Source organism: Rhodococcus sp. Leaf233, from assembly GCF_001426165.1.
Taxonomy (GTDB): Bacteria; Actinomycetota; Actinomycetes; order Mycobacteriales; family Mycobacteriaceae; genus Rhodococcoides; species Rhodococcoides fascians.
Window position 1 is genome coordinate 212,908 of the sequence record NZ_LMRO01000013.1, and the last position, 23,890, is coordinate 236,797.

Sequence of the window (23,890 nt, forward strand, 5' to 3'; positions counted from 1 at the left end):
GGGCCGATCGTCACCAGGGCGAGGGCTGGTAATCCTTGAGGAACGAGCCGTACAGATCGACTCCGAGTTCGCCCTGCACGATGGGGTCGTACACCCGCGCAGCACCGTCGACCAGATCCAGCGGCGCGTGGAAGCCCTCGTCGGCCAGCCGCATCTTGGTGGGGTGCGGGCGCTCGTCGGTGATCCATCCGGTGTCGACGGCGGTCATCAGGATGCCGCTCTCCACCATCTCCTTGGCACTGGTGCGGGTCAGCATGTTCAATGCCGCCTTGGCCATGTTGGTGTGCGGATGCCCCGGGCCCTTGTATGCCCGACCGAACTGACCCTCCATGGCAGAAACGTTGACCACGTACTTGCGTCGAGCCTGTGACGCCTCCATCGACGCGCGCAGGCGTGAGACGAGGATGAACGGTGCCACGGAATTGCACAGCTGCACTTCGAGCAACTCGACCGGATCGACCTGCTCGACGGTGTGAATCCAGCTGTTGGTCTCGGCGAGGTCGGGCACCAGGCCGCCCGCGTCGATCGCCAGTCCGTTCTCGATGCGCTCCGCTGTCACCGAACCCGCCACCATCGCCAGAGACGCGACGTCGTCTGCACTCAGAGTCGCCGAGACCTGCTGACCGCCGATCGCCGTGGCCGGCAACGAGCTGGCCAACGACGCAGGGTGGGCGTCGCTGGTCTTGCCGAACGTGATCCGTTGCGGCCCGGCACCGTCGGTCAGTGCCGCGGGCAACGGTTCCGCTTCGGCGTCGGCCAGCGCGCTGTACGAGCCGGGGGAGCGCTTGACCGTCTGCGCAGCATTGTTGATCAGGATGTCGAGCGGTCCCTCGGCGGCGACCGAATCGGCAAGTGCCACAACCTGAGCGGGGTCTCGTAGATCGATACCGACGACGCGCAGGCGGTGCAACCACTGATCGCTGTCGTCCATCGCAGCGAACCGGCGCACGGCATCGTTGGGAAAACGCGTGGTGATCGTCGTGTGTGCGCCGTCGCGGAGCAGCCGAAGGGCGATGTACATGCCGATCTTCGCCCGACCTCCGGTCAGCAGTGCTCGCCGGCCGGACAGGTCGGTTCGTGCGTTGCGTTTGCCGCGGTTGAGCGCCGCGCACTCGGGACACAGCTGGTGGTAGAACGAATCGACATCGGTGTAGCGCTGCTTGCAGATGTAGCACGGGCGCGCCCTGATCAAGGTGCCCGCGATCTCACCCTCGGCGCGCGAGGTGAGGGACAGACCTGCGGTCTCGTCGTCGATACGATCCGGGGATCCGGTCGCCGTGGCCGCCACGACTGCCCGGTCGGCTGCGTTGACGGCGTTGCGTGCGGCAACGCGTCGAGCACGCTTGAGATCTTTGAACATGGCACCGGACGCCCGCTGGACGGCGATGGAATCCGGATGGTTCTTGTCCAGCTCGGCGGCTTGTGCGAGCACCCGCAGACACGTGTCGAGATCGGTGGGGTCGATCGAGTCCATCTTCAGTCTCCTAGCATCGGCCCGGTCGAGCCGTCGACGTGAGAACAACGAAAAAGACCCCGATTCCGAAGAATCAGGGTCAGTTTCGTCTGTCTCAACTCAGATCTTTGAAAATCTTTGTCTGTGAACAACATTCAGACGGTGTCCGAGGGGGGACTTGAACCCCCACGTCCGTTAATAGGACACTAGCACCTCAAGCTAGCGCGTCTGCCATTCCGCCACTCGGACATGTGCGACCGTTGCCGCATATTCTCTTGTTGCTCTCACAGCTGGTCGCTGTGCGCTGCGTAAGATTATCCGACGGGTTCCCGATAACCCAAATCCCCACGTCAGTTCATGCGTCGAGCGGTTTTCGGTGGTGCCCCGACCCCTCGGTGATGGTAGGAACGACGATGTGGCAAACGATTCGAACGATCCCGAAGTGAGCAATGCCCGAAGCCGAGGAGAACGCGCTCCCACCGTCGCTCTCGACGAAGTGGTGGAGCTGGTCAGCTCTCTGATCAGGTTCGACACCTCGAACACCGGCGAACTCGACACCACGGTCGGCGAGAAGGAATGCGCCGAATGGGTGGCGAGCAAGCTCGAAGAGGTGGGGTACGAGACCGAGTACGTCGAATCCGGTGCCCCCGGACGCGGCAACGTCTTCGCCTGGCTGCGCGGTGCCGACTCGTCCCGTGGAGCTCTGCTCGTACACGGACACCTCGACGTCGTCCCGGCCGAGCCGGCCGACTGGAGTGTGCACCCGTTCTCCGGAGCCGTCGAAGACGGCTACGTCTGGGGTCGAGGTGCCGTGGACATGAAGGACATGGTCGGGATGGCACTGGCGCTGGCCCGCCAGTTCAAGTCGAACGGCACGGTTCCGCCCCGCGACATCCTGTTCGCGTTCCTCGCCGACGAGGAGGCAGGCGGCAAGTACGGATCGCACTGGCTGGTCGACAACCGACCGGATCTGTTCGAGGGCGTGACGGAGGCAGTCGGCGAAGTCGGCGGGTTCTCTCTGACGGTCGCTCGACCGGACGGCACCGAGAAGCGGCTGTACATGGTCGAAACCGCCGAGAAGAGTCTGGCGTGGATGCGGCTGACCTCGAAGGCGCGGGCCGGACACGGATCGTTCCTGCACGACGACAACGCCGTGACCTACCTGGCCGAGGCCGTCGCGAAACTGGGCAATCACACATTCCCCCTGGTGCTCACCGAGTCCGTGTCGCAGTTCTTGCAGGCGGTCTCCGAGGAATCCGGACTCGACTTCGATCCGACGTCACCGGACATCGACGGCACGCTGCTCAAACTCGGCAGCATCGCCCGCATCGTCGGCGCGACACTGCGCGACACGGCGAACCCCACGATGCTCTCGGCCGGCTACAAGGCCAACGTGATCCCGCAGACCGCGACGGCCGTGGTGGATTGCCGCGTGCTGCCTGGACGCCAGGCCGCCTTCGAGAAGGAGGTCGACGAACTGATCGGCCCGAATGTCGAACGGGAATGGATCACCAAGCTCGAACCGTACGAGACCACATTCGACGGGGATCTCGTCGACGCGATGAACGACGCGGTCCTCGCGCACGACCCCAACGGCCGCACCGTGCCGTACATGTTGTCCGGCGGCACCGACGCAAAGGCGTTCGCGCGCATCGGAATTCGTTGCTTCGGGTTCGCTCCGCTCAAGCTTCCGCCCGAACTCGATTTCGCGGCGTTGTTTCACGGCATCGACGAACGAGTACCCGTGGAGTCGTTGGAGTTCGGCACACAGGTGCTCGAGCACTTCTTGATGCACAGCTGATACGAAAGGAACCATCGTGGCGTACAACCCATACGACTCGCTTCCGGACCTACCGTCCTTCGAGTTGACGTCCGAGGATGTGCAGGACGGCAAGCCCCTGAAGGCCCAGCAGGTCAGCGGAATCATGGGAGCCGGTGGACACGACAACTCCCCGCAGCTGTCCTGGTCCGGATTTCCCGAGGGCACCAAGAGCTTCGCGGTGACGGTCTACGATCCCGACGCACCGACCGCCTCGGGGTTCTGGCATTGGGCCGTGGCGAACATTCCGGTCGAGACGACGTCGCTGGTCTCGGGAGCAGGCGACGACGGTGGAACCGGGGTGCCCAGTACGGCCGTGACGCTGAAGAACGACGCGGGCCTGTTCCGGTACATCGGTGCTGCCCCACCCGCAGGCCACGGCCCACACCGCTACTTCATCGCGGTGCACGCCGTGGACGTCGATCGGCTCGAGGTCGACGAGACGGCGACCCCGGCGTACCTCGGGTTCAACCTGTTCTCGCACGCCATCGGACGTGCCGTGATCACGGGTACCTACGAGGCCTGATCTGGGTCTCGTCGTGCGCGTTTTGCGTACCTCTGGGTACGCAAAACGCGCACGACGGGGGTGTCAGTGCCTGTTCTCCGAACCCACTGCGTCGGCCAGACGAGCGAATCCGTGCTGCTCGAGTCGGGACAGCAGACCACGGTTGATGTTCCTGATCCACAGCGGTCCGCCGTAGATGAACCCGGTGTATCCCTGCACCAGGGACGCACCGGCAACGATACGTTCCCAGGCCTGCTCTTCCGTTTCGATTCCTCCCACCGAGATCAGCGTCAGCTGCGTCCCGACCCGGCGGTAGAGGCGCCGAATGACGTCCAGCGAGCGAGCCTGCAGTGGAGCACCGGACAGCCCGCCTGCACCGATGGCCGCGACCGCCTCCGCGTCGGTACGGAGTCCGTCGCGAGAGACAGTCGTGTTGGTCGCCACGATGCCGTCGAGGCCGAGTTCGACAGCCAGATCAGCGACGGCGTCGATGTCCTCGTCGGACAGGTCCGGCGCAATCTTGACTAGAACCGGCACCGACACCACCGACTGCACAGCAACCAGAATCGGCCGCAACGACTCGACGGCCTGCAGATCCCGTAGACCCGGCGTGTTGGGGGAGCTGACATTGACGACGACAAAATCTGCCAGAGGGCCTAGCAAGCGGGCGCTGGTGGTGTAATCGGCGGCGGCATCCGCCGGCTCGACGATCTTCGTCTTGCCGATGTTCGCACCGATGGGAATCCGCGTTCTGCGCGAACGCAGTTTCGCGGCCGCGTACTCCGCACCGTGGTTGTTGAAGCCCATCCGATTGATGATCGCGCGGTCGAGAGGCAGCCGGAACAGACGAGGCGTCGGGTTGCCGGGTTGCCCCTGCGCAGTCACGGTGCCGATCTCGGCGAACCCGAACCCCAGCGGGGCCCACGCATCGATGCCATCGGCATTCTTGTCGAACCCGGCCGCAAGCCCGAGGGGTGCCGGAAATTCGATTCCGAATGCCGTCGAACGCAACCGCGGATCGTCGACGACGAACAGTGCACTTGCCAGCTTACGAAGCGGAGGAAGCGCCGCAACAGCCCTGAGAACACCGAACGCGAGGTGATGAATCCTCTCCGGCGATACGAGGAACATCAGGCGCAACAGGACGCGGTACAGACGGTCTCCCACGGTCTTCTTTCCGGTCGGTACTTCAGGGTCGGTACTTCAGGGTCGTTGTTCGGAGTCGATCGATGCTGTCGTCGAGCCGGTCAGATTCCGGGCTCCGGCACATGATGGGCGGTTTTCTTGCGCTTGAGCAACACGCGGCGACTTCCGTCGGTGTACAGACGTACCCGAGACAGCTCCCAGCCGCCGAATTCGGCCTGAATCGCGAGCCGCATCGATGCGGTCACGCGAGTGACGTCCGGTGGCAACCGGAGAGGGACGTACTCCCAGTCGTCGGACGGGGACACCTCCCACCCGACGGGCATCTTCGCTCGGCCCGGCATCGAATTCTCGTGTGCGTTCACGTGCCTCCACCATTCTCGAGGGTCGTTCCTGCGGGTACCGTCCCCTGCCGATTCGGCAGGTCAACGGCCCGCGGCGGGGATGCGCTGCAGCCCGTCCCCGGTCGCCGATCCCACGTACAGATCGCCGGTATCCGCGTCGACGGCAACCGAGTTCGGCTGTCGCACAGTGGGCAACCGTTGCGCCTCGACCGGAATTCCGGTGTCGAGTGTGTACCCGACCACCTCGTTGCGAGCCGGCAAGGTGACCCATGCAATACCGGATTGTTCATCGTAGGCGATCGCCCAGGGCGCGGACCCGACCGGAAACCGTTGCCGCATCAGCAGATCGTGCGAGGTGAAGACCAGCAGCTCGGTGCCGGTCGAGTCGGTGACCAGAAGTCGTCCGTACTCGTCGCTGGTCATCTCGGCGGCGCCTTCGCCCGCGCGCAGGGCCACACCGAGGGTGTCGTCGTCGAGGTTCAGATCGGTGATCGAGGTCTGGCGGCGATCGAGTACCGAGACACCGTCCGGTGTGCTGGCCAACGCGTCGGCCGAGGTCACGCCCGGTCCGGAGACGGTGCTCGTCACCTGTCCGGCGGCGTCGAGAATGCTGATACGCCCGGTGGCGTCACCGACCGCCGTGGTGCCGTCGGGTAGATCGGCAGCCGACAGAGTCCGGCCGTCGACGGCGGTATCGGTGCGCTGACCGTCTGCCACGGTGATCCTCGAGAGAACGCCGTCCATCGGAACCAAGACACTCGAGTCCCGTCCGGCGACCAGCTCTGCAGCGGATCCGCCCAGATCCACCACGCGGGGCTCGCTCGACGCCTCCCCGTCCACCAGGCTCACGGTGGTCGACGCGTCGGTCAGGGCAACCAGAGTGCGCGTTGCAGAATCGAAAGTCAGTGCGTCCACGGGAGCGAAGGCGCGGACGACTCCGGCCGGAGCCACTGCAGTCGCGGGGGACAAGGCAGGCGGCTGCGGCTCGACGGAGATCTCGTCGGCGTTCTCGTCCTCGCTCGAGCAGCCACCCAAACCGACGAGTGTGACGACGGCGAGCGCGGACGCCACTGCCGTCCTGGCCGTACGTGCCGACGGTGTTCGCATGGAACCGAACCTACTTCCTGTGGTGACTGCCCCTGGTAAGGCGCTGCCACATCTGTACCAGCGCGCGTCGACCTCGGCGAAATCGACAGCCCGGGACTCGGTGCCGTTCGTCGGGGGCGCGGAGACGGTAGCGTGTTCGATCGGCATCGAATTCGTGAACGAGCACGACATGGGAGCGGATGTGGGATCCGAAGGAACGCACTTCGTGGTCGAGGAAGTGAATGCGGGTACGCACGCCAACGGCTTCGGCAGAACAGACGACGGACGCGCGTTCGCGTTCAGAGTGCAGCGCAGCACGCTCTACGTGAAGATCTATCGGGCCGATGTCGTGTCGGCCGTGCCGGATCGAACCGAAGTGGACGCCGTCGCCGAACACTCGGTCACCGAGATCGATCTGACCGACGAACGCAGCATCATCGGGGTGGTTCGTGACGCTGTCGCTCATGCTCAGCAGCTGTCGGATGTGTCACTGCGAGACACGGCAGTCCGGGCCTTCTTCAATCGCGTCAACTCTGCGCTGGAGGGTTTCTGAACCCTGGTCGTTCCGCAGGCTTCACTCCTGCCCCCGCTTCGGGATCACCAGTTGCTCACCGGTGACGGGGTGGTCGAAGACATCGACCGGGTGTCGGTAGATCCGGCGGAGCCGCTCGGCGGTGAGAACCTGCCGGGGCGGTCCCGTAGCCACCAGCTCGCCTGCGTCGAGAATCGCGACCCGATCGGCGTAGGCCGCAGCAAGACCCAAATCGTGCAGTACGACAACCACGGCACGACCGGACGCGGCCAGTGAACGCACCACGGCCATCACCGACTCCTGGTGTCCCACATCGAGCGCCGCGGTGGGTTCGTCGAGCATGATCGTGGCGGTGCGCTGTGCCATGACACGGGCCAACGCGACTCGAGACTGCTCGCCGCCGGACAGGGAACCGAACGGACGCCCGGCGAATTCGGACACGTCGCAGGCGGCCATGGCGGCGGCCACCTGCGCGTCGTCCTCGCGTACCGCCGACGTTCCGGTCCACGGAGCTCGGCCCATCCGCACGATCTGCTCGGCGGTGAATGCGAACCCGATCGCGTGCTGTTGCGGGAGCACGGCGCGTCGTCGCGCGAGGTCGACCGGCCGGAAGCGGGACAGTGCTCTCTCGCCGAGCAGTACCGATCCGGAACTGGGCTCGGTGTCTCCGGACAGGACCGACAGCAACGTGGACTTACCCGCCCCGTTCGGGCCCACGAGAGCAAGAATCTCTCCGACGACGACCTCGAGATGCACGTCGTTCAGAACGGCCCGGTCACCGCGGTGTGCGCCGACCCCCACGGCGACCAGGGTGCGTGAACCCGGTGTCGGGTCGGCAGGAATGTCGGAACGGTGTCCACCGAACTTCCCGATCATGCCCAGCCGCCCTGACGAGCCCGGGTGCGGCGCAGCAGCCAGAAGAAGAACGGTGCGCCCGCCAACGAGGTCACCATCCCGAGCGGAAGGTCGACGTTCGCCACGAGCGTCCGCGTGACGAGATCGGCCCCGAGGAGGACCACGCCTCCCGCGAGTGCGCTGGCAGGGATGAGTACCCGGTGCGCCGGACCGAGCACCATGCGCATGGCGTGGGGTACCACCAGACCCACGAACAGGATGATCCCGGTGAACGCCACGCCGGACGCGACGAGCACTGCGACGACCACGATGGCGAACTGTCGCAGGCGCTCGACGTTCACGCCGAGATGGCGCGCCACGTTCTCACCGAGTGCGAGCAGGTCCAGTCGGCGGGCGATCATCGACGACGCTCCGATCCCGACCAAGGCCAGCGGACCGACCACCGCGACCGACTGCCACGTGGCACCGGCGAGGGATCCCAACTGCCAGAAGACGATCTGGTCGCGAGCGGCCGGGCTGGCGACGAACGTGAAGAACGCGATCACACCGCCGGCGAACGCATTGACGGCGACTCCGGTGAGGATGAGGGTCACCACCTCGGTTCGGCCGGCATTGCGAGCCAGGAAGTACACCGCAATCGTGGTGACAAGTCCGCCCACGAAGGCTGCGAGCGCAACGGTCCAGACCCCGGCAAAGCTGCCGCCCAGGACGAAGACCGAGCTCGCACCGACAGCCGCGCCCGACGACACGCCGACGACACCGGGTTCGGCGAGAGGGTTGGCGAACACACCCTGGAGCAGTGCGCCCGCGCATCCCAGACAGGCACCGACGAGCATCGCGAGGGTCAGCCGAGGAAACCGGACCTGCCAGAGGGTCACCTCGCCGCTGGGGTGAGCGGGCATCGGGCCGATGTCGAGGCCCACCCGATGCGTCAGACTCCCCAGAACTTCCGCCGGAGTCGTCGGTACCTGCCCTACGACAGCCGACACCAAGGCCAGAACCATCAGCGCGACCGCCAGCGCGACGAACGTCGAGACCACTCGCGTCGTACCCGACCGCCACCGTGCAGACGACACGTCGCTCATGAGGCAGGTTCGTAGACGGCCTTCGACAATGCAGCCAGCACCTTTCCGGTGTTCGGACCGAAACTGAGAACGGTGCCGTCATCCATGTCGACCACCCGACGCTGCTGGCCGGCGGGCGTCTGCGCGATACCGGGTATCTGCTCGAGCCCGTCGATCCCGCCGATCGATTGCAGCCCCTTCGTCATCATGAGAATCACGTCGGGTGCCGCAGCGATGAGTGCCTCACTGGTCACCGGGACGAACTGTTCGGTCAGACCCGATTCGACCCCTGCATCCCGAGCACCGATCGCCTCGATGAGAGCGTCCGCTCCGGAACCCGGACCGGCGAGCATCTTGATCGCCGGACCACGCATGTACAAGAACGCAACCTTCAGCGGCGCGTCGGATCGAGGCGCGTTCTGTGTCGCGGCGGCAATCTCTTCGGTTGCCCGTTGCGCCAGTGCGGAACCGGCGTCGGGAACCCCGAGAGCCGCCGCAACAGCGTCGATCTGTCCTGCTACCCCGGCCAGAGTTCGAGCGGGGTCGAAGTAGACGACCGGAATTCCCGCGGCCCGAATCTGATCCTGGACAGCGCGCGGGCCGATACTGGTGTCGGTCAGGACGACCGTCGGCGACAGCGCGAGAATGCCTTCGGCACTGAGCGAGTGGCCGGTAGGGGTGACGTCGGGTACGTCTGCTGCCGCGGGAAACGACGCCGAGGTGTCGCGCCCGACGAGATTGTCGCCGAGTCCGAGCGCGAACACCGTTTCGGCGAGGGTGCCGTACTGGTCGGCCGCCACGATCCTGCTGTTGTCCGAAATCGTGACGGGCACGCCGTCGAAACCGGTGACGGTGACCGGTAGTTCGGCAGCCGGATCGACCGCGATGGGCTCCGGATCAGGGTCGTCGACGACGGCGGTGCGGGGGCCGATCGTGCCGGAGTCCGGGACCGCGGAGTTGTTCACCGAACACGACACCAGCAGTCCGGCCGTCAGCAGCGCGGCGGCGAGGCGTTTGACGATCACGACCATAGGTTAGCCTGCCCGACCTTCAGGTGACCTCACCCCAGGCCGAGCAGCACCTGCGATCAACCGCTGACGTCGTCCAGGGCCGACGTGATGGCCGCCGGCAGTTCGAGCTCTTCGGCCATCAGAGCACCCATCAACTGGGCCAGATCGCGGGCACCGACGATCGCACTGCTCACCCCGGGACGATCACGGGCCCACGCAAGAGCGACGACCAGGGGAGAGGTGGCAAGACCATCGGCGGCCGTGACCGCCGCGTCGACGACACCTACCGCCGAGTCGGTCAGGTACGCGTTCACCGCGTCGGCGTGTAGCTCGTCGGCCCCGCGCGAATCGGCCGGAATCCCGTTGCGGTACTTACCCGTCAGGACACCACCCGCCAGGGGAACCGCCGCGAGGATGCCTATGCCGTGGTGCAGGGCGGCGGGAACCAGTTCGTCCTCGATCCCACGGGCCAACAGTGAGTACTCCGCCTGCGTCGACACGATCCGTCCGATACCGGCCGCACCGGCAGCCGTGGCCAACTGCCAGCCCAGATACCCGCGGGCACCGGTGTAGCGAACCCGTCCACTCGAGACGGCGTAGTCGAGTGTCGCCGCCACCTCGTCGACCGGGGTCATCGGATCCCACGTGGCTACCTGCCACAGGTCGAGATAGTCGGTACCGAGCTCACGCAGCGTTGCGTCCAACTGACCGAGCAGTCCGCGCCTCGAGCAATCGACGTGATACCGGCCGTACCGCGAACCGACCCCCGCGGCACTGCTGATCACCAAGTCCTGCCGAGGAACCACATCGTCGAGCAACTCCGCGAGTACTCGCTGAGCTCGACCGTCGCCGTACGCCGGAGACGTATCGACCAAGGTGCCGCCCGCCTCGGCGAACGCCGACAACTGCGCCGCAGCGTCGTCCCCATCGGTCCCGCTGCCCCACCCGAGAGTGCCGAGGCCGAGCCTCGACACCCGAAGTCCGCTGGTGCCGACCGATCTCTGCTTCATATGTGCCGAATGTCCTTTTACCTGTGATCGTCGGGTTCGTACTGGCCTGCCGCCAGTGCACAGTAGTGCGCCGCGCCGCTCGGTGTGAATGTGCCGCGCCGCTTCGCTGTGCTCGGTGCGCAAGTGCCGCGCCGGGTACGGTCGTCCCCGTGAATCGCGAATCCAGGGGGCGGGCACTCGCCCACGCGCCGGCAACAATCGAATCGTCCGCTTCGACGCTGGGACGGGGCGCCGCATGATCGACATGACGTGGCTGCAGGCGATCATCCTCGGCGCAGTCCAGGGACTGACGGAATTCCTTCCCATTTCCTCTTCCGGTCATCTGCGAATCGTGTCGGGGGTGTTCTGGAACGAGGACGCCGGCGCGTCGTTCACCGCGGTGACGCAGCTGGGTACCGAAGCCGCTGTTTTGCTCTTCTTCTGGCGTGACATCGTCAGAATCATCAAGGCCTGGTTCGTCGGATTGCGCAGGAAAGAAGAACGGGGTCTCGATTACCGCATGGGGTGGTACGTGATCATCGCCACCATCCCGATCGGCATTCTGGGTCTGTTGTTCAAGGATCAGATCCGCACCGGTGCGCGCAATCTGTATCTCATCGCGTTCATGCTGATCGCTTTCGCCGTGGTAATCGCCGTCGCGGAGAGGCTGGGTCGCAAGGAACGGCCGATCGAGAAACTCACCACCAGGGACGGCATCGTCATGGGCCTCGCTCAATGCCTGGCGCTGATTCCCGGAGTGTCCCGCTCCGGAGCCACCACCAGCGCTGGTCTGTTCCTCGGACTCGAACGCGAAGCTGCAGTGCGCTTTTCGTTCCTGCTCGCGATCCCGGCCGTCACGGCGTCCGGCTTGTTCTCGCTGCCCGACGCCTTCGAGCCGGTCGGCTCCGGCCTCGCCGCGTCGGGACAACAGCTGCTGGTGGCCACGATCATCGCGTTCGGCCTGGGTTATGCCTCGATCGCCTGGCTGCTCAAGTTCGTCGCGAACCATTCGCTGTACTGGTTCGTCGGTTACCGCATCGTGCTCGGTGTGGTTGTGCTGGGTCTGCTGGCCGGCGGGGTTGTCTCGGCTACGTGAACCGTTCCTCGTTAGGCTCGGAGCAATGACAGTCATCTTGCTTCGCCATGGACGTTCGACGTCGAACACCGCGGGCACGCTCGCAGGTCGGAGCGAAGGGGTGGAGCTCGACGACCGGGGCCGAGAGCAGGCACAGGCGGTTGCCGAACGGCTGGGGGTCCTCCCGGTCGTGGAGATCGTGCGCTCTCCGTTGTTGCGGTGCGAGCAGACCGTGGAACCGCTGGCCACTCGGTTGGGGCTGACTCCGATGGTCGAGGACAGGATCGTCGAGGTCGACTACGGACAATGGACCGGTCGAACCATCAAGGAGCTGCTGGCCGAGCCGCTGTGGAAGGTCGTTCAGCAGCATCCGTCCGCGGCGGTGTTCCCCGAAGGCGAAGGCTTGGCTACGGTGCAGCAACGCGCGGTCCAGGCGATACGGGAGCACGATGCGCGGCTGGCCGCCCACCACGGCCGGGATGTGCTGTGGGTGGCCTGCTCTCACGGGGATGTGATCAAGTCGGTGCTGTCCGATGCGATGGGTGCCCATCTCGATTCTTTCCAGCGGATCGTTGCCGATCCGGCGTCGATCAGCGTCGTGCGCTACACGTCGACTCGGCCGTTCGTGTTGCGGACCAACGACACCGGATCCGACTTGAGCGTGTTCGTGCCGAAGGCGGAAGAGCCGACGTCCGACGAAGCAGGCGCGAAACCCGACGTTGCAGACTCGTCCGATGCAGTGGTGGGCGGCGGCGCGGGCACCTAGAGATGCCGGTTCGCCGCCGATCTCCCGATCGGTGGCAGGCTGGAGGGCGAGCAATACCGTCCACGGTCGATCTGTGGCCGATAATGGAAGTTCGCGATTCGTTTCGCGGAGCTTTTCGAGTCGTTAGGAGGTGCAATGCCGCGCGCCATACACGTTTTTCGCACCCCTGATCGTTTCGTCGCCGGGACCGTAGGTGAGCCGGGTGACCGAACGTTCTTTCTCCAGGCGGTGCACGATGCCCGAGTGGTCTCGGTCGCGTTGGAGAAGCAGCAGGTACAGGTGCTGGCCGATCGAATGGGACTGCTGCTCGAGGAGGTGCAGCGTCGCTTCGGTACCGATGTGCCGACCGAGGAGGCCGAGACACTCGACACCAGCCCGTTGGTGACCCCGATCGACACCGAATTCAGAGTCGGCACGATGGGGTTGGGTTGGGATGCCGACGCCAATGCCGTCGTGGTGGAGTTGTTGGCCGTCAGTGAGGTCGAGGTCGACGAATCCGTCGTGCTCGACGACACCGACGAGGGCCCCGACGCGGTTCGAGTGTTTCTGACACCCGTTCAGGCTCGCGAGTTCGCAGCGCGGTCCGAGCTGGTCGTGGCAGCCGGCCGAGCGCCGTGCCCGCTGTGCGGCCTGCCGCTCGCCCCCGAGGGACACGTCTGCATCAGGACGAACGGCTACCGCCGCGGTGCCACCTTCGGTCCGGTGACAGAGGTCGACGAGTCTTGACCGTCGAACTACCTCCCTTCGAGGGCCGCGAGACCATGGAGACCGGCGAGCTGACTGTCGTCGGCCGGGTGGTTTCGGCGTCCAACGCCACCCTCGTGTGCGAGGCGGGCGACGGCGACTCGGCAGTGCGGTGCGTGTACAAACCCGTGCGCGGAGAGGTGCCGCTCTGGGACTTTCCCGACGGCACCCTCGCCGGGCGGGAGGTGGCGTCGTACGAGATCTCCGAGGCGCTCGGGTGGGGCGTGATTCCGCCCACGGTGCTGCGCGACGGTCCGTTCGGTCCCGGCATGGTGCAGAAGTGGATAGATACTCCCGAGGAGCGGGTCGAGGGCCGCGTGGACCTGGTCGACATCTGCCGTCCCGATCTCGTTCCGGCGGGCTGGATTCCGGTGTTGCAGGCCTACGACGGCGATGGCGAAGAGATCGCTCTGATCCATGCCGACGATCCACGCCTGCAGCGGATGGCGGTTCTCGACGTCATTCTCAACAATGCAGATCGCAAGGGTGGGCATGCCCTCGAAGGTCTCGACGGTTATGTCTACGGGGTGGATCACGGCATCTGCCTGCACGCCGAGAACAAGCTGCGCACGGTTCTCTGGGGGTGGGCAGGCCAGGCGGTCGACGATGCTCTGATGGCCGACGTCGTGCGGTTCGTCGAGACCTTCGACACCGTCATCGCTCCACGGCTGGTCGACAAGATAACGCTGGCCGAAACCATTGCGGTGTTGGATCGGGCCCAGCAGCTGATCGCGCGCCCGGTCATGCCGGAACCTCGATCGAGCAGACCGATACCGTGGCCCGCCTTCTGAACGGGCTCGGATAGGCTCGGCTGCATGCATTCTTGGTCCAGCCCGGAGATCCCGACAATCCCAGGACAGGGTCCAGCGCTTCGGTTGTTCGATACCGCAGATCGCCAGGTCCGTCCGGTCACCCCCGGTTCGACCGCTCGCATGTACGTCTGCGGAATCACCCCGTACGACGCCACCCACCTGGGACATGCGGCAACGTATCTGACGTTCGATCTGATCAACCGCTTGTGGCGTGATGCGGGTATCGACGTGCACTACGTGCAGAACGTCACCGATGTCGACGATCCGCTGTTCGAGCGCGCGAATCGCGACGGTGAGGATTGGCGCGATCTCGGTGCGCGCGAGATCGAGCTGTTCCGCGCCGACATGGAGGCTCTGCGGGTCGTGCCTCCGCACGACTACATCGGTGCCGTCGAGTCGGTGGAGGAGGTCGTCGAACTGGTGGAGAAGCTGGTGGCGTCCGGCGCTGCCTACGTCGTCGACGACGCCGAGTACCCCGACGTGTACTTCCGTGCCGACGCAACCGAGCAGTTCGGCTACGAATCCGGCTACGACCGTCCCACCATGGACACGTTCTTCGCCGAACGCGGCGGAGATCCCGATCGTGCGGGCAAGCGCGATTCACTCGATGCGCTGCTGTGGCGCTCGGTACGTCCCGGCGAACCGTCGTGGCCGTCGCCGTGGGGCCCCGGCCGACCGGGCTGGCACATCGAATGCGCTGCCATTGCACTCAATCGCATCGGAACCGGTTTCGACATCCAGGGCGGCGGAAGCGATCTCATCTTCCCGCACCACGAGTTCTCGGCGGCACACGCCGAGGCGGCAACCGGTGACCCTCGGTTCGCCCGGCACTACGTGCACACGGGAATGATCGGTCTCGACGGCGAGAAGATGTCCAAGAGCCGCGGCAACCTGGTGTTCGTCTCGAAGCTCCGCGCAGAGAACGTCGATCCGGCCGCGGTGCGGCTGGGCCTGCTCGCGGGCCACTACCGGCAGGATCGGCCGTGGTCCGACGAGGTCCTCGAGCGAGCACACACCCGCCTCGCGCTGTGGCGTCGAGCAGCGGCGCTCGAGTCCGCAGCGTCGGCCGACGACGTCGTCAACCGCCTGCGTCAGCATCTGGCCGATGACCTCGACACACCCAAGGCTCTCGACGCCCTCGACGCGTGGGCAAGTTTCGCAGTCGAGCGCGGTGGATCGGATGCGAGCGCACCCGGCACTTTCGCCGATGCGGTCGATGCGCTGCTCGGAGTTCCGCTGCGTTAGTCCGCGGGCCCCAGGCGTAGATCCGTCAGCAGATCCGGGATCAGGCGTTCTTCCATGACCGCTCGTCCCGTATCACGCAGTGCAGCAGCCAGATCCGGGTCCCACGGAGTGTCCGTGGGATGCCCCTTCAGTGGTTCCGAGTTGCGCGCGTCCAGTGCGCGGCGGTACGAGTCGACGTCCATTCGCCACGGCACCGCGTCGTACCGGGCGAGTGCGCGGGTCACCATGTGCATTCCGGCCCAGTCGAAGTCGGCACGCCATTCGATCGTGGTGCCGGGGGCGCGCGCAGCCAGCAGCCGATGCACTGCGGCCGAGGGCTGACCGTCGGTGCAGATCAAGCTGGCACAGTTCGAGCCGAGAGAGCGGGCTGCGGCCGCGAGCACAGCGACGTTCTCGCACACGAACACGGTCGACGAGCTGTTGGTGAGAGGGCCGCGCGCGAGCATGTCCACGGTGACGGGAAAGGGCATGCCCTCGTCGGCTGCTTCGTTGAGCCAGCGAGCCACCGTGTGGGTCTCTGCGACGCGGTAGCCGAGAACCAGTACCCGGCTCGACACGGCGTCGACCGACACTCCGGCCGTTTCCCACAGCGCTCTGATCCCCACTGGATCGACGGGTCGAGGCACGTTCTCGCGCAACGACAATGCATCGAGGACGAGTTTCGCGGCACCGCCGCCCGTGAGGGCCTTGGTATCACCGGTGGCCAGTTCCGCCAGCTCGGTGAGCGACATCCCGTCCACCGGAAGCAGCGCCAGTACTTGCGTTGCGACCCCGAGTGCGTCGACGGCGACGCGGCCGCCGAGGGTGCCGTCCTGATTGAGCAACGACGCGATCCAGTGCTCGATCCACTCGCGATCGGTACCACCGCCGAGCGCCGCACGCGCCCGGTCGAGCGCATCGGCGCGTACCTGAGCCTTGTCGGCCGCAATGCGCTTCTTGTCCTGCAACGGGGCCTGACCGGCGAGGGTGTCGATCAGACCGATACCGCCGTTGAGCGGATGGCTCAGCCATGCGTCGAACCGCTCGAGATCGAGCCGGGTGCTCCGTGCCCGAGAGTGCAGGCTGGAGTTGGACTTCGAGATGGCACTGCACAGACGCCACAGTTCCGGCGCATCACTCAGGTCGACGGTGATGTTACCGCCGACCCGAAGCCAGTTGGACTCCAACTTCTTTCGCGCAGCGTCCAACAGCGCCGCCAATTCGACGCTGCCTCGCCACTCACTGTTACCGGCCAAACTCCAGCCCACCTTCGGTTCGGGTCGGCACCCGGCGGGTCAACGGTGATCCGAGGGCGGCTGCGAGGTCGGTGCCGTCGTGTTCGGCGAACAATTCACCGTTCTCCCACACCAGAAGTGCTGCGCTGACGGTGTTCTCGGCGGTCGAGTGCGCCAAATCGTAGTGTGCGCAACCGGGGACGTCCGCGTAGGTGATCCACAGGTCGTAACCGGTCATGAACAGATCCAGGTCGAATTGCACACTCAGTCCGAGCAATTCGCTACGACCGTTGTCGTCGACACCGGCGAACGCCTCGTCCAGCGCCAGCAGCCGCGGTGAATGCGGATCGGCGGACGAGAGCATCACGTGCGCCGCGGCGAACAGCGGCAAATGCAGCGACACCGATTGCTCACCGCCCGAGAGTGCACTGTGACGAGCGACGGTCAGACGATCCTCGTTGCCGTCGCCGCTGATGAGCGTGAACGCGAACACCCGCCAGCGACGATAGTCCAGTGTCGCGGACAGGATCTCGGGATACGACCGTTCCGGATGCGCCGCACGAGCGATCCTGATCTCCGACGCGAAGTGTGCGCGCATCGCGGCCAGATCGTCCTGGCTCAGCGCCGAGGCATCGCGGTCGAGCAGCTTGGACACTGCCCGCGCCCCGTCGTCGAGGTTGTCCGCGAGCACCCAGTGCACGCCGATCGTATTGCCCGAGGACATACGGCGTTGCTTCATCTCGGCGGACATCTGCGCGATCAGCTCACGCGCGTCGACGGTGCGCTCGTGAATCTGCTGCGCCAACCCGGTCAGCAGCGCGTCTTCGAGAATTCGGCGTTCCTGCTCGGTCAAGAGCAGTTCCTGGTCGGCCCGGGCCGCACCGATGCGGTCGGCGAAGTCTCCGACCGAGGAATAACCCTGCTCGTCCTGCACGCGTACCACCGTCAACCCGTCCGGTGCGTCCCACTGCAGGCGGTAGTCCTGACCGGAAGCGGCCAGTTGCGAGTCGAACTCCTGCAGTGCGCTCGTCAGCGCCGTTCGTGTCGACTTCCGGCTCGAGTCGGTCACTTTCACCGACGCCGTCGCCGTGTCGAGTGCCGAATGCAGCGCGAGCACCACCGGTGGAAGTACCGGGACGTCGTCGTCGGGGCCGGCGGCCTGCTGAACCCGATACAGGATCTGTTCGACCGTCAGCCACGCCGAGTCGCTGGCCGGCCACGTGTACGTCTCGTGCACGCCGAGGATGTGCAGCAGATCCTTGCGGGCGTACGGTGCCAGTCGGACGGCATCACCCAGGGTCTCGGTCACGGCAGCGCGCAGGCTTTCGAGCGCCGTGTTGCATGCACCCTCGGCCTTGCCGGTCGCCTCGCCGGCTTCCTTGTCCGCCTTTCGGGCTGCTCGCTGCTCGGCTCGGCACTTCTCGATGCGATCGCGCGCGTTGTCGAGATCGGTGTTGATCTGTTCGGCCGTGGCACCGAGTTTCTCGCTCAGCAATTCCAGACGCTGCAGCTGTTGCCGATAGCTCTCGTCGGCTATCGCGGCTTCCTCGGCGAGTTCCTCGGCCAGTCCGGTGGCCTCCTCGAGGCGGTTGGTGGCCTCGCGCGCCCGCTCGGTCTCGCGTGCATGGTCGTTGCGTTTACGGATGACCGCTGCGCCCTGATGCTCGAAATGGCGAATCGCTGCGGCGAGGGCATCGACATCGCGGCCCAGGTGCGGGGTGCGATGGGCCACGGCGACGGAGCGCAGTTGTTTCTCTTTCGCGGACAGGTCGGCGATCGCCTGGTCGAATTCTCGATCTGCCGCTGCAGACGCATCTTTCGAGGTGCGCAGCGCGCCTGCGGCTGCCGTGACGGCACGTTGCGCTTTCACGATGGCCGAGACTCGGGGGAGCTGCCTGGCGGCCGCGTTCAACGCCTGCACCAGCTCGCGCGCCGCCAGCTCGGCGGCGGTCGCGGTCGCGAGTTCGGCTGTCGCGGAATCGATCGCAGCACCGAGCTCGGCGATGCGCTGCTCTCGCCGACGCGCCCGCGCCGTCGCGCCGATGTACTCGGCATCCGGTTTTGCGTGGCGACCCTGCTGCACTCCCTGCCAGTACCGACCGTCGACGCCTATCGAGACAGAACTGTCCGAGGGGTCGTTTCGATCCTGCTGCAATGCAATCGAATTCAGTACATCGAGAATTCGCGATTCCTGGACGGCAGTACCGGGCTCGGGTTCCAGCACGGACGCGAGCGTCGAACCGGTCGGCCTCGCGGCCACCGGTAGCGGCGACAGATATTGCTCCGACGTCGCGTCGACGGGGGAGTCTGCGGTCGGATGAATCCACCCGTCGAGCAGGTTCGCGGCCTGCAGCGCGGATTCGATGCCCGCCGCGTCGGTAGGGGAGACCGCATCGGCAAACCGAACCAGTTGCCACAGCGGTGCGCCCGAGAGATCGGCACGGCTGTCGGTGCGCGCTGCGAACGGTGGTGGGGCATCGTCGTGTTCGGCTCGTACCACGGACAGTTCGCCCCGCAGCGCCTTCACCTCGGCCTCGCGCGCGGCCACGTCGACGCGTGCCTGTGCCTGCCGGGCGCGAATCGCGTCGATACCATCCGAGGTCTGCTCGGCGAGCACGGATTCCAGGCTCGGGGCGTCGTCGTCGCCGATGCCTGCCAGGGCTGCGTCGAGGGCCTCGAACACAGCGGAGGTGATGCCCGCGGAGGAGTAGAGCGACGAGTTGCTCGACCACCAGGCCCGCAGGCCCGAAGCGAACTGCGCCTTCTCCAGGTCCACCGTCGCCTCGGCCTCGGTGACGGCAGCCGCGGCTGCTTCGAGCAACTCGCGCGCCTTCGTTGCGGCCTTCTCCGCGCGAGCGCGTTCCGTCGACGCCTTCTCGACGGTGGCCAGCGCCTCACGCACTGCACGTACGTCGCCGTCCCGTTCCTCGGCGTGCCCACGAAGCGCGGTACTGATCTGATCACTGCGCGCCGTGCCGGGCAGCGGTGTCCACACGATGCCCGCGTCCTCGGCCGCAGTCTGCAGCTCGTCCTCCGCGCGAGTCACTCCGGCAACGGAGTCCCGGAGTGCCGAATCCGCCCGGGCTGCCTCGGCCGTGCGCTGCTCCAGTTCTGCTTGCGCTTTGCGTGCGCGATCGGCCTGCTGCGCCGTCGAGACCTCCAGCTTCGCAGCGGATTCGGCGAGATCGTCCAGTTGCTGCTTGCCCTCGTACGCGCTCGAGCGCTGCAGGGTTTCTCGGTCTGCGACGGCCTGATCGAGCGCACGCTCGGCCTCGTCGAACCGCGTCTCTGCGGCCGCCCGTTCCAGCAGACGCCGGTCCTTCAGGGCGGCGGCGGCGAAGTGCGCAGTGGTCGCGTGCGTCACGGCTTCGAGCCGACGCGAGACTTGCTCGACATCCGAACGGGTCTGTACGCGAAGGTATTTGGAGTAGACCGACACGAAGTTCCTGGCCGCCTGATCGGCTTGGGCCAGTCCCTCCAGCGCGCGTCCGACTTCCTCCATGTCGCTGAAGGAACGTGCTGCCTCGAGCACCAGTTGCTCGTCGAGGGGACGCAGACCGTCGGTCAGCGCCTGGGACAACCCTTTCGGATCGAGATTCTTGGCCAACTGCGGACGGCGAAGTGTCAGAATCAAATTGATCAACTGGTCGTACCGTTGCGCGCCGAGCCCGAACATCCGGGCATCGATCGCGGCGCGGTAGTCGACCGGACGATCGGTCAGTGCATCGCTGCCGAGTTGTTCGGCCAATTGCTTCTTCGTCAGCGGCCGGTCGTCGGAGCCCAACAACGAGAAGTCGACGCCCACTCGGCCGTCGGCCACGAAGTACCAGCGGGTCACCTTGTCGTTGTGGCGGCTCGCCCGCATACCGATTCCGACGGTCACCGATTCGGGGTCCTCGCGCGAGCCGCGGCCGAACTCCATCCACACGTACGAATGTGCGCTTTCCTGCCCTCGGTAGAGCAGGTTGGACTTCATCGTTCGTTCTTCACCGGCGAACGGGTTGAGCCGGCGCGGCTCGATCCGGCCGTCGAGGACGAAGGGAAACAGCACTTCGAGCGCTTTGGTCTTGCCGGATCCGTTGGGACCACGCAGCACCAATCGACCGTCGGCGAAAGAGAACTCCTGATCCCGGTAATCCCACAGGTTGACGATTCCGGCGCGCGTGGGCCTAAAGCGATTCGAGTGTGCGGTCATCTACTCAGGCCTCTACTTCGGATGGATCGGTACTGGGGGCTTGTTCGGTGCCGAAGAGCGAGTCCTGCGGGGCTCGGTCACGCACGCTGACCATCACGTCTCGGTACCGAGCGATCACCGGTAGCACCAACACGCCGCCGGATACGCTGTGTATCAAGCGAAGTCGATGCAACAGCGCAATCGCACGGATGCGTAGACCGTCCCGGTCGGTCTGCCACTGCGCCGCGAACGTGCGACCGAATCGGTCCACGAGATCGTCGACGACCGAGACCAGCCAACTGTCCTCGATCAGCGGGTACTGTGTGCGCTCCGCCGAGTTCTCGACCGTCGTCGGATCGGCGGGAAATCCGAATTCGGCCAGGTCGCCGAAGATTCCGCCGCCGGGGATCGCGTCGTCCAGCTGTTCGACGAGTAAGTCGCTCGCAGGCAGCGGATACGTGGACAGTGCCGGAGCATCGGGATCCACGACCCGATCGGAGATTTCTCCCGCGATGAGCAACGCCACCTGAGCGATCGTTCCGGTGCTGGGAAAGCGGTGGTCGGACAACCGTCCCGAGGTGTCGATGAGGGCCACGCCCTCGGCGCGACGCTCGGCAACGAGACCGGTGAGCAACTCGACGTCGGCGACGGTGCGCGAGGCGGTCAGGGCGGTGCGTGCGTCTCCGTCGAGATCGTCGAGATAGACGACGGGGTGTTCGACCAACGCTCGGCGTACCGCACGCAGCGTTTCCTTCGGGTCTGCCTCACGCCCGGACTCGATGTGTCCGAGATCGGAATCCTCGGGATCGATCGGGGCATCCGAGCCGGCCAGCAGGCCACGAATCGAACGCAGGTGCTGCACGGCACGCGGCGGCCGAAACATCGCGACGACCACCGATCGGTCGATGTCGTACAGGGCCTCACCGGCCGTCGGATTGTTCGCCCAGCCCGTGGCGTCGCCGTCGGCCAGCGAGATCGCACCACGCGTGGCCAGCCATCCGATCGCGTCGACGAATGCGTCTCGGTCGCTCGCGCGGTCGGTCGTGAGTTCGACGCCGTCCACCTGACTCGACTCCGTCGCCACGTGATCGGCGAGTTCGGACAGAGTGATCTGGTTTCCGGCCCGACCGAGCGCGGCAAGCGCCAGCGCCAGATACGCGTACCTGCGGCGGTCGAACACCCGCTCGGACGGCGTTCGCGCGGGTTGACTGTCGTCGAGACGATCGATCACGGGGAACAGACGCGCGGTCGTCTCGGTGACCTCGAAGCGGTAGCCGAACAGCTCCAGGAGATCCTCACGCAGTTCGGTTGCCCACCTGCGCAGCAGCGGTAACGCGATTCGATCGGGGTACGTCGCGGTGACCAGGTGGTTGGACAACGCGACTCGGGCAGCGCGCTGGTAGGAATCCAGAGCGAGCGAGGAGATTTCACGTGCTCTCACCGGCGGGCCACCTCACTGACGTCGAGGGCGAGGCGGTCCAGATGCAATCGGCCACGGCTGGTGCGCACGATCGTCGAACGGTCGCTGTCGCTCAGCGTCAGGCGCACGCCACTGTCCGATCCGGACGAGTCCGAGGTGCGTCCGCTCACGCGTACCCGGGCAGTCAACGCGGCGTTGAGCAGGCTCAGCAACACTTCGGTTTCCTGCTCGTTCAGAATGCGGTCGTGGATTCCGGCCGAGGCGAGCGACTGCGCCGCGGCACTGCGTGATCGCTGCGACTCGAGTTGCTGCTCGCGCAGTCGTCTGATGCCGCCGTCGTTGCGCTGTACCCGCCCTGGAACGCCGGGAGTCGGAGTGCGTCCGGTCTCGGCCAGCGTGCGCGAGATTTCGACCGGCGGTGCCTCCCACCATGATCGGGACATGGGGATGATGTCGGCGTCGGGATGGACCATCGACAGGTGCCGGGGTCGGCCGAGGCCGAACACGGCGTGAAACAGAGCATGTGCGCTGTCCTCGGTGGGGGCAGCAGCGAACCAGCCGGCGAGGTGACGCAGTTGGCTCTCGCGACTCACACCGCCCTTCCGAGTTTCGGTGACGCGCCGCAGCAGTGACAGCACAGCAGCGATCGCGCTCATCGTGCCCTCGCGGAGGCGCTCGGATTCGCTGAGCTCGGATTCGGCCGCGACGAACCAGTGCGACAACCCGGCCCATCGGTCGGTCCAGTCCGCTCGCCGTTCGTCGACGGAGAGAAAGACTCGTTCGTCGCTGATCGCGGCACGGTCGACGAGTTCCTCGATGCCGGTGCTCTCGACGAGTGCGATCGCTTCCGCCAACTTGGGGGCATAGCGGGTGAGATCGGAGCTGAACTCACGCATGTGCGTGAGCAGTGCATCCTTGTGCGCCAAGAACGATTCGGGCGTGATCTCGGTGGTGCGCACCAGGTCGCCCAGCACCAGATAGAAGTGGGCGGCGCGGGTCGCCATCTCCGACAACGTCGAATCGAGTCTGCTGAGCTTGCGGTAGATGCGGTCGCCGTCGGCCTGACGGTTCGCCTCGGCCAGCTCGTGCATGTCGGCCAGCAGCTCGGGGAGCACCAGCCGGGACAGCGAGGCGTCGTCCAGGCGCGCACCGAGCACGTCCTCGACCGCGCGGTAGGCCTTGTAGCCGGCCTGACCGAACTGGTAGACGAAGTGCCGGTTGCGGTATTCGGCGAGGGTCGCGGCGCGGGTGCCGTCGTAGCTGCGTTCGAGCAGACCCCAGGCGTGGAGTTGATCGAGCAGGGGTGCGATGTCCAGTGTGGTCAGCGCGTCGTGACGCCCGGGGCTACGAGCGATGAGGTCGGCGACGTCGCCCGAGTGCAGCAACACCACGTAGTTCGCGCGAGCGGTGTCGAACGCCCGCAGTACTGCCAGGTATTCGGATCTTTTCTCGGCGACGGCGAACGAGAAGAGACCGAGACGGTCTTCCTCCACGAACGCATTCGCGGCACCCAGCCGTGCGTCCTCGCCTGATTCGGTCACTGGAACAGGGTAGGGGGTAGGAGTGGAGCCTGCGGAATGACCCTGGTGGGAGGAGTGGAGCCTGCGGAATGACCCTGGTGGGAGGAGTGGAGCCTGCGG

At 66.0% G+C, this 23,890-nt stretch carries 20 protein-coding genes and 1 tRNA gene; 8 read left to right on the plus strand and 13 right to left on the minus strand.

Annotation, left to right across the window (positions count from 1 at the left end; translation table 11 throughout):
• Positions 1-10: 10 nt before the first annotated feature.
• Complete coding sequence (locus tag ASH04_RS23740) at positions 11-1,474, minus strand: SDR family NAD(P)-dependent oxidoreductase (RefSeq protein WP_032382054.1); 1,464 nt, start codon at positions 1,472-1,474, stop codon at positions 11-13.
• A 142-nt stretch (positions 1,475-1,616) separates the two neighbouring features.
• Positions 1,617-1,702, minus strand: a tRNA-Leu gene (locus ASH04_RS23745).
• 193 nt (positions 1,703-1,895) lie between these two features.
• On the opposite strand from ASH04_RS23745, the gene ASH04_RS23750 reads away from it, so the two are divergent.
• On the plus strand, positions 1,896-3,254 hold the full coding sequence (locus ASH04_RS23750; protein ID WP_082519407.1) for a M20/M25/M40 family metallo-hydrolase: 1,359 nt from the start codon (positions 1,896-1,898) through the stop codon (positions 3,252-3,254).
• A gap of 16 nt (positions 3,255-3,270) precedes the next feature.
• Entirely contained in the window at positions 3,271-3,798 is a 528-nt protein-coding gene (locus ASH04_RS23755; protein WP_027497057.1) for a YbhB/YbcL family Raf kinase inhibitor-like protein, read from the plus strand.
• 63 nt (positions 3,799-3,861) lie between these two features.
• Here ASH04_RS23755 and ASH04_RS23760 read toward each other — a convergent pair whose 3' ends face one another.
• The 3 genes from ASH04_RS23760 to ASH04_RS23770 all read right to left on the minus strand — a co-directional run bounded on the left by ASH04_RS23760 (position 3,862) and on the right by ASH04_RS23770 (position 6,371).
• Positions 3,862-4,932: a quinone-dependent dihydroorotate dehydrogenase gene (locus tag ASH04_RS23760; RefSeq protein ID WP_032408488.1), complete on the minus strand. Its 1,071-nt coding sequence runs from the start codon at positions 4,930-4,932 to the stop codon at positions 3,862-3,864.
• Between the two features lie 92 nt (positions 4,933-5,024).
• Positions 5,025-5,264, minus strand: coding sequence for a DUF5703 family protein (locus ASH04_RS23765; RefSeq protein WP_027497059.1), 240 nt, complete (start codon positions 5,262-5,264; stop codon positions 5,025-5,027).
• An 81-nt stretch (positions 5,265-5,345) separates the two neighbouring features.
• Positions 5,346-6,371: a YncE family protein gene (locus ASH04_RS23770; RefSeq protein WP_057474707.1), complete on the minus strand. Its 1,026-nt coding sequence runs from the start codon at positions 6,369-6,371 to the stop codon at positions 5,346-5,348.
• Here ASH04_RS23770 and ASH04_RS23775 point away from each other — a divergent pair.
• Entirely contained in the window at positions 6,370-6,903 is a 534-nt protein-coding gene (locus ASH04_RS23775; RefSeq protein WP_228139215.1) for a hypothetical protein, read from the plus strand. The genes ASH04_RS23770 and ASH04_RS23775 overlap by 2 nt on opposite strands.
• A 21-nt stretch (positions 6,904-6,924) precedes the next feature.
• Here ASH04_RS23775 and ASH04_RS23780 read toward each other — a convergent pair whose 3' ends face one another.
• From ASH04_RS23780 to ASH04_RS23795, 4 genes are all read right to left on the minus strand, one after another.
• Positions 6,925-7,758, minus strand: coding sequence for a heme ABC transporter ATP-binding protein (locus ASH04_RS23780; RefSeq protein WP_057474708.1), 834 nt, complete (start codon positions 7,756-7,758; stop codon positions 6,925-6,927).
• Positions 7,755-8,822 carry a FecCD family ABC transporter permease gene (locus ASH04_RS23785; RefSeq protein ID WP_057474709.1) on the minus strand — a complete coding sequence of 356 codons (1,068 nt, stop codon included), beginning with the start codon at positions 8,820-8,822 and terminating at the stop codon, positions 7,755-7,757. The genes ASH04_RS23780 and ASH04_RS23785 overlap by 4 nt, the downstream gene beginning before the upstream one ends.
• On the minus strand, positions 8,819-9,784 hold the full coding sequence (locus ASH04_RS23790; protein ID WP_442971260.1) for a heme/hemin ABC transporter substrate-binding protein: 966 nt from the start codon (positions 9,782-9,784) through the stop codon (positions 8,819-8,821). Before ASH04_RS23790 ends, ASH04_RS23785 begins: the two co-directional genes overlap by 4 nt.
• Before the next feature lie 104 nt (positions 9,785-9,888).
• Positions 9,889-10,821 (minus strand): aldo/keto reductase, encoded by a 933-nt coding sequence (locus ASH04_RS23795; RefSeq protein WP_032365792.1) that lies wholly within the window; start codon positions 10,819-10,821, stop codon positions 9,889-9,891.
• Positions 10,822-11,065: 244 nt separating this feature from the next.
• Between ASH04_RS23795 and ASH04_RS23800 the strand changes: the two genes are divergently transcribed.
• The 5 genes from ASH04_RS23800 (at position 11,066) to mshC (ending at position 15,442) form a co-directional block, all read left to right on the plus strand.
• Positions 11,066-11,896 carry an undecaprenyl-diphosphate phosphatase gene (locus tag ASH04_RS23800; protein ID WP_057474744.1) on the plus strand — a complete coding sequence of 277 codons (831 nt, stop codon included), beginning with the start codon at positions 11,066-11,068 and terminating at the stop codon, positions 11,894-11,896.
• A 25-nt stretch (positions 11,897-11,921) separates the two neighbouring features.
• Positions 11,922-12,641 (plus strand): histidine phosphatase family protein, encoded by a 720-nt coding sequence (locus ASH04_RS23805; RefSeq protein ID WP_027497066.1) that lies wholly within the window; start codon positions 11,922-11,924, stop codon positions 12,639-12,641.
• A gap of 135 nt (positions 12,642-12,776) precedes the next feature.
• Positions 12,777-13,367: a DUF3090 domain-containing protein gene (locus tag ASH04_RS23810; protein WP_027497067.1), complete on the plus strand. Its 591-nt coding sequence runs from the start codon at positions 12,777-12,779 to the stop codon at positions 13,365-13,367.
• A 35-nt stretch (positions 13,368-13,402) separates the two neighbouring features.
• Entirely contained in the window at positions 13,403-14,176 is a 774-nt protein-coding gene (locus tag ASH04_RS23815) for an SCO1664 family protein (RefSeq protein ID WP_167328042.1), read from the plus strand.
• 24 nt (positions 14,177-14,200) lie between these two features.
• The gene (gene mshC / locus ASH04_RS23820) at positions 14,201-15,442 is read left to right on the plus strand and encodes a cysteine--1-D-myo-inosityl 2-amino-2-deoxy-alpha-D-glucopyranoside ligase (protein WP_057474711.1); all 1,242 of its coding nucleotides are present in this window, start codon (positions 14,201-14,203) and stop codon (positions 15,440-15,442) included.
• On the opposite strand, the gene ASH04_RS23825 is transcribed toward mshC, so the two are convergent.
• The 4 genes from ASH04_RS23825 to ASH04_RS23840 are packed head-to-tail and all read right to left on the minus strand — an operon-like array spanning position 15,439 to position 23,743.
• Positions 15,439-16,677 carry a DUF2399 domain-containing protein gene (locus tag ASH04_RS23825; RefSeq protein WP_200937360.1) on the minus strand — a complete coding sequence of 413 codons (1,239 nt, stop codon included), beginning with the start codon at positions 16,675-16,677 and terminating at the stop codon, positions 15,439-15,441. The two genes, mshC and ASH04_RS23825, sit on opposite strands and share 4 nt — an antisense overlap.
• Positions 16,667-20,851 carry a TIGR02680 family protein gene (locus tag ASH04_RS23830; RefSeq protein ID WP_057474713.1) on the minus strand — a complete coding sequence of 1,395 codons (4,185 nt, stop codon included), beginning with the start codon at positions 20,849-20,851 and terminating at the stop codon, positions 16,667-16,669. Before ASH04_RS23830 ends, ASH04_RS23825 begins: the two co-directional genes overlap by 11 nt.
• Before the next feature lie 4 nt (positions 20,852-20,855).
• Positions 20,856-22,271, minus strand: a complete 1,416-nt coding sequence (locus ASH04_RS23835; RefSeq protein WP_057474714.1) for a DUF2398 family protein — start codon at positions 22,269-22,271, stop codon at positions 20,856-20,858.
• Positions 22,268-23,743, minus strand: a complete 1,476-nt coding sequence (locus ASH04_RS23840) for a TIGR02677 family protein (protein ID WP_310181780.1) — start codon at positions 23,741-23,743, stop codon at positions 22,268-22,270. Before ASH04_RS23840 ends, ASH04_RS23835 begins: the two co-directional genes overlap by 4 nt.
• Positions 23,744-23,890: the final 147 nt, after the last annotated feature.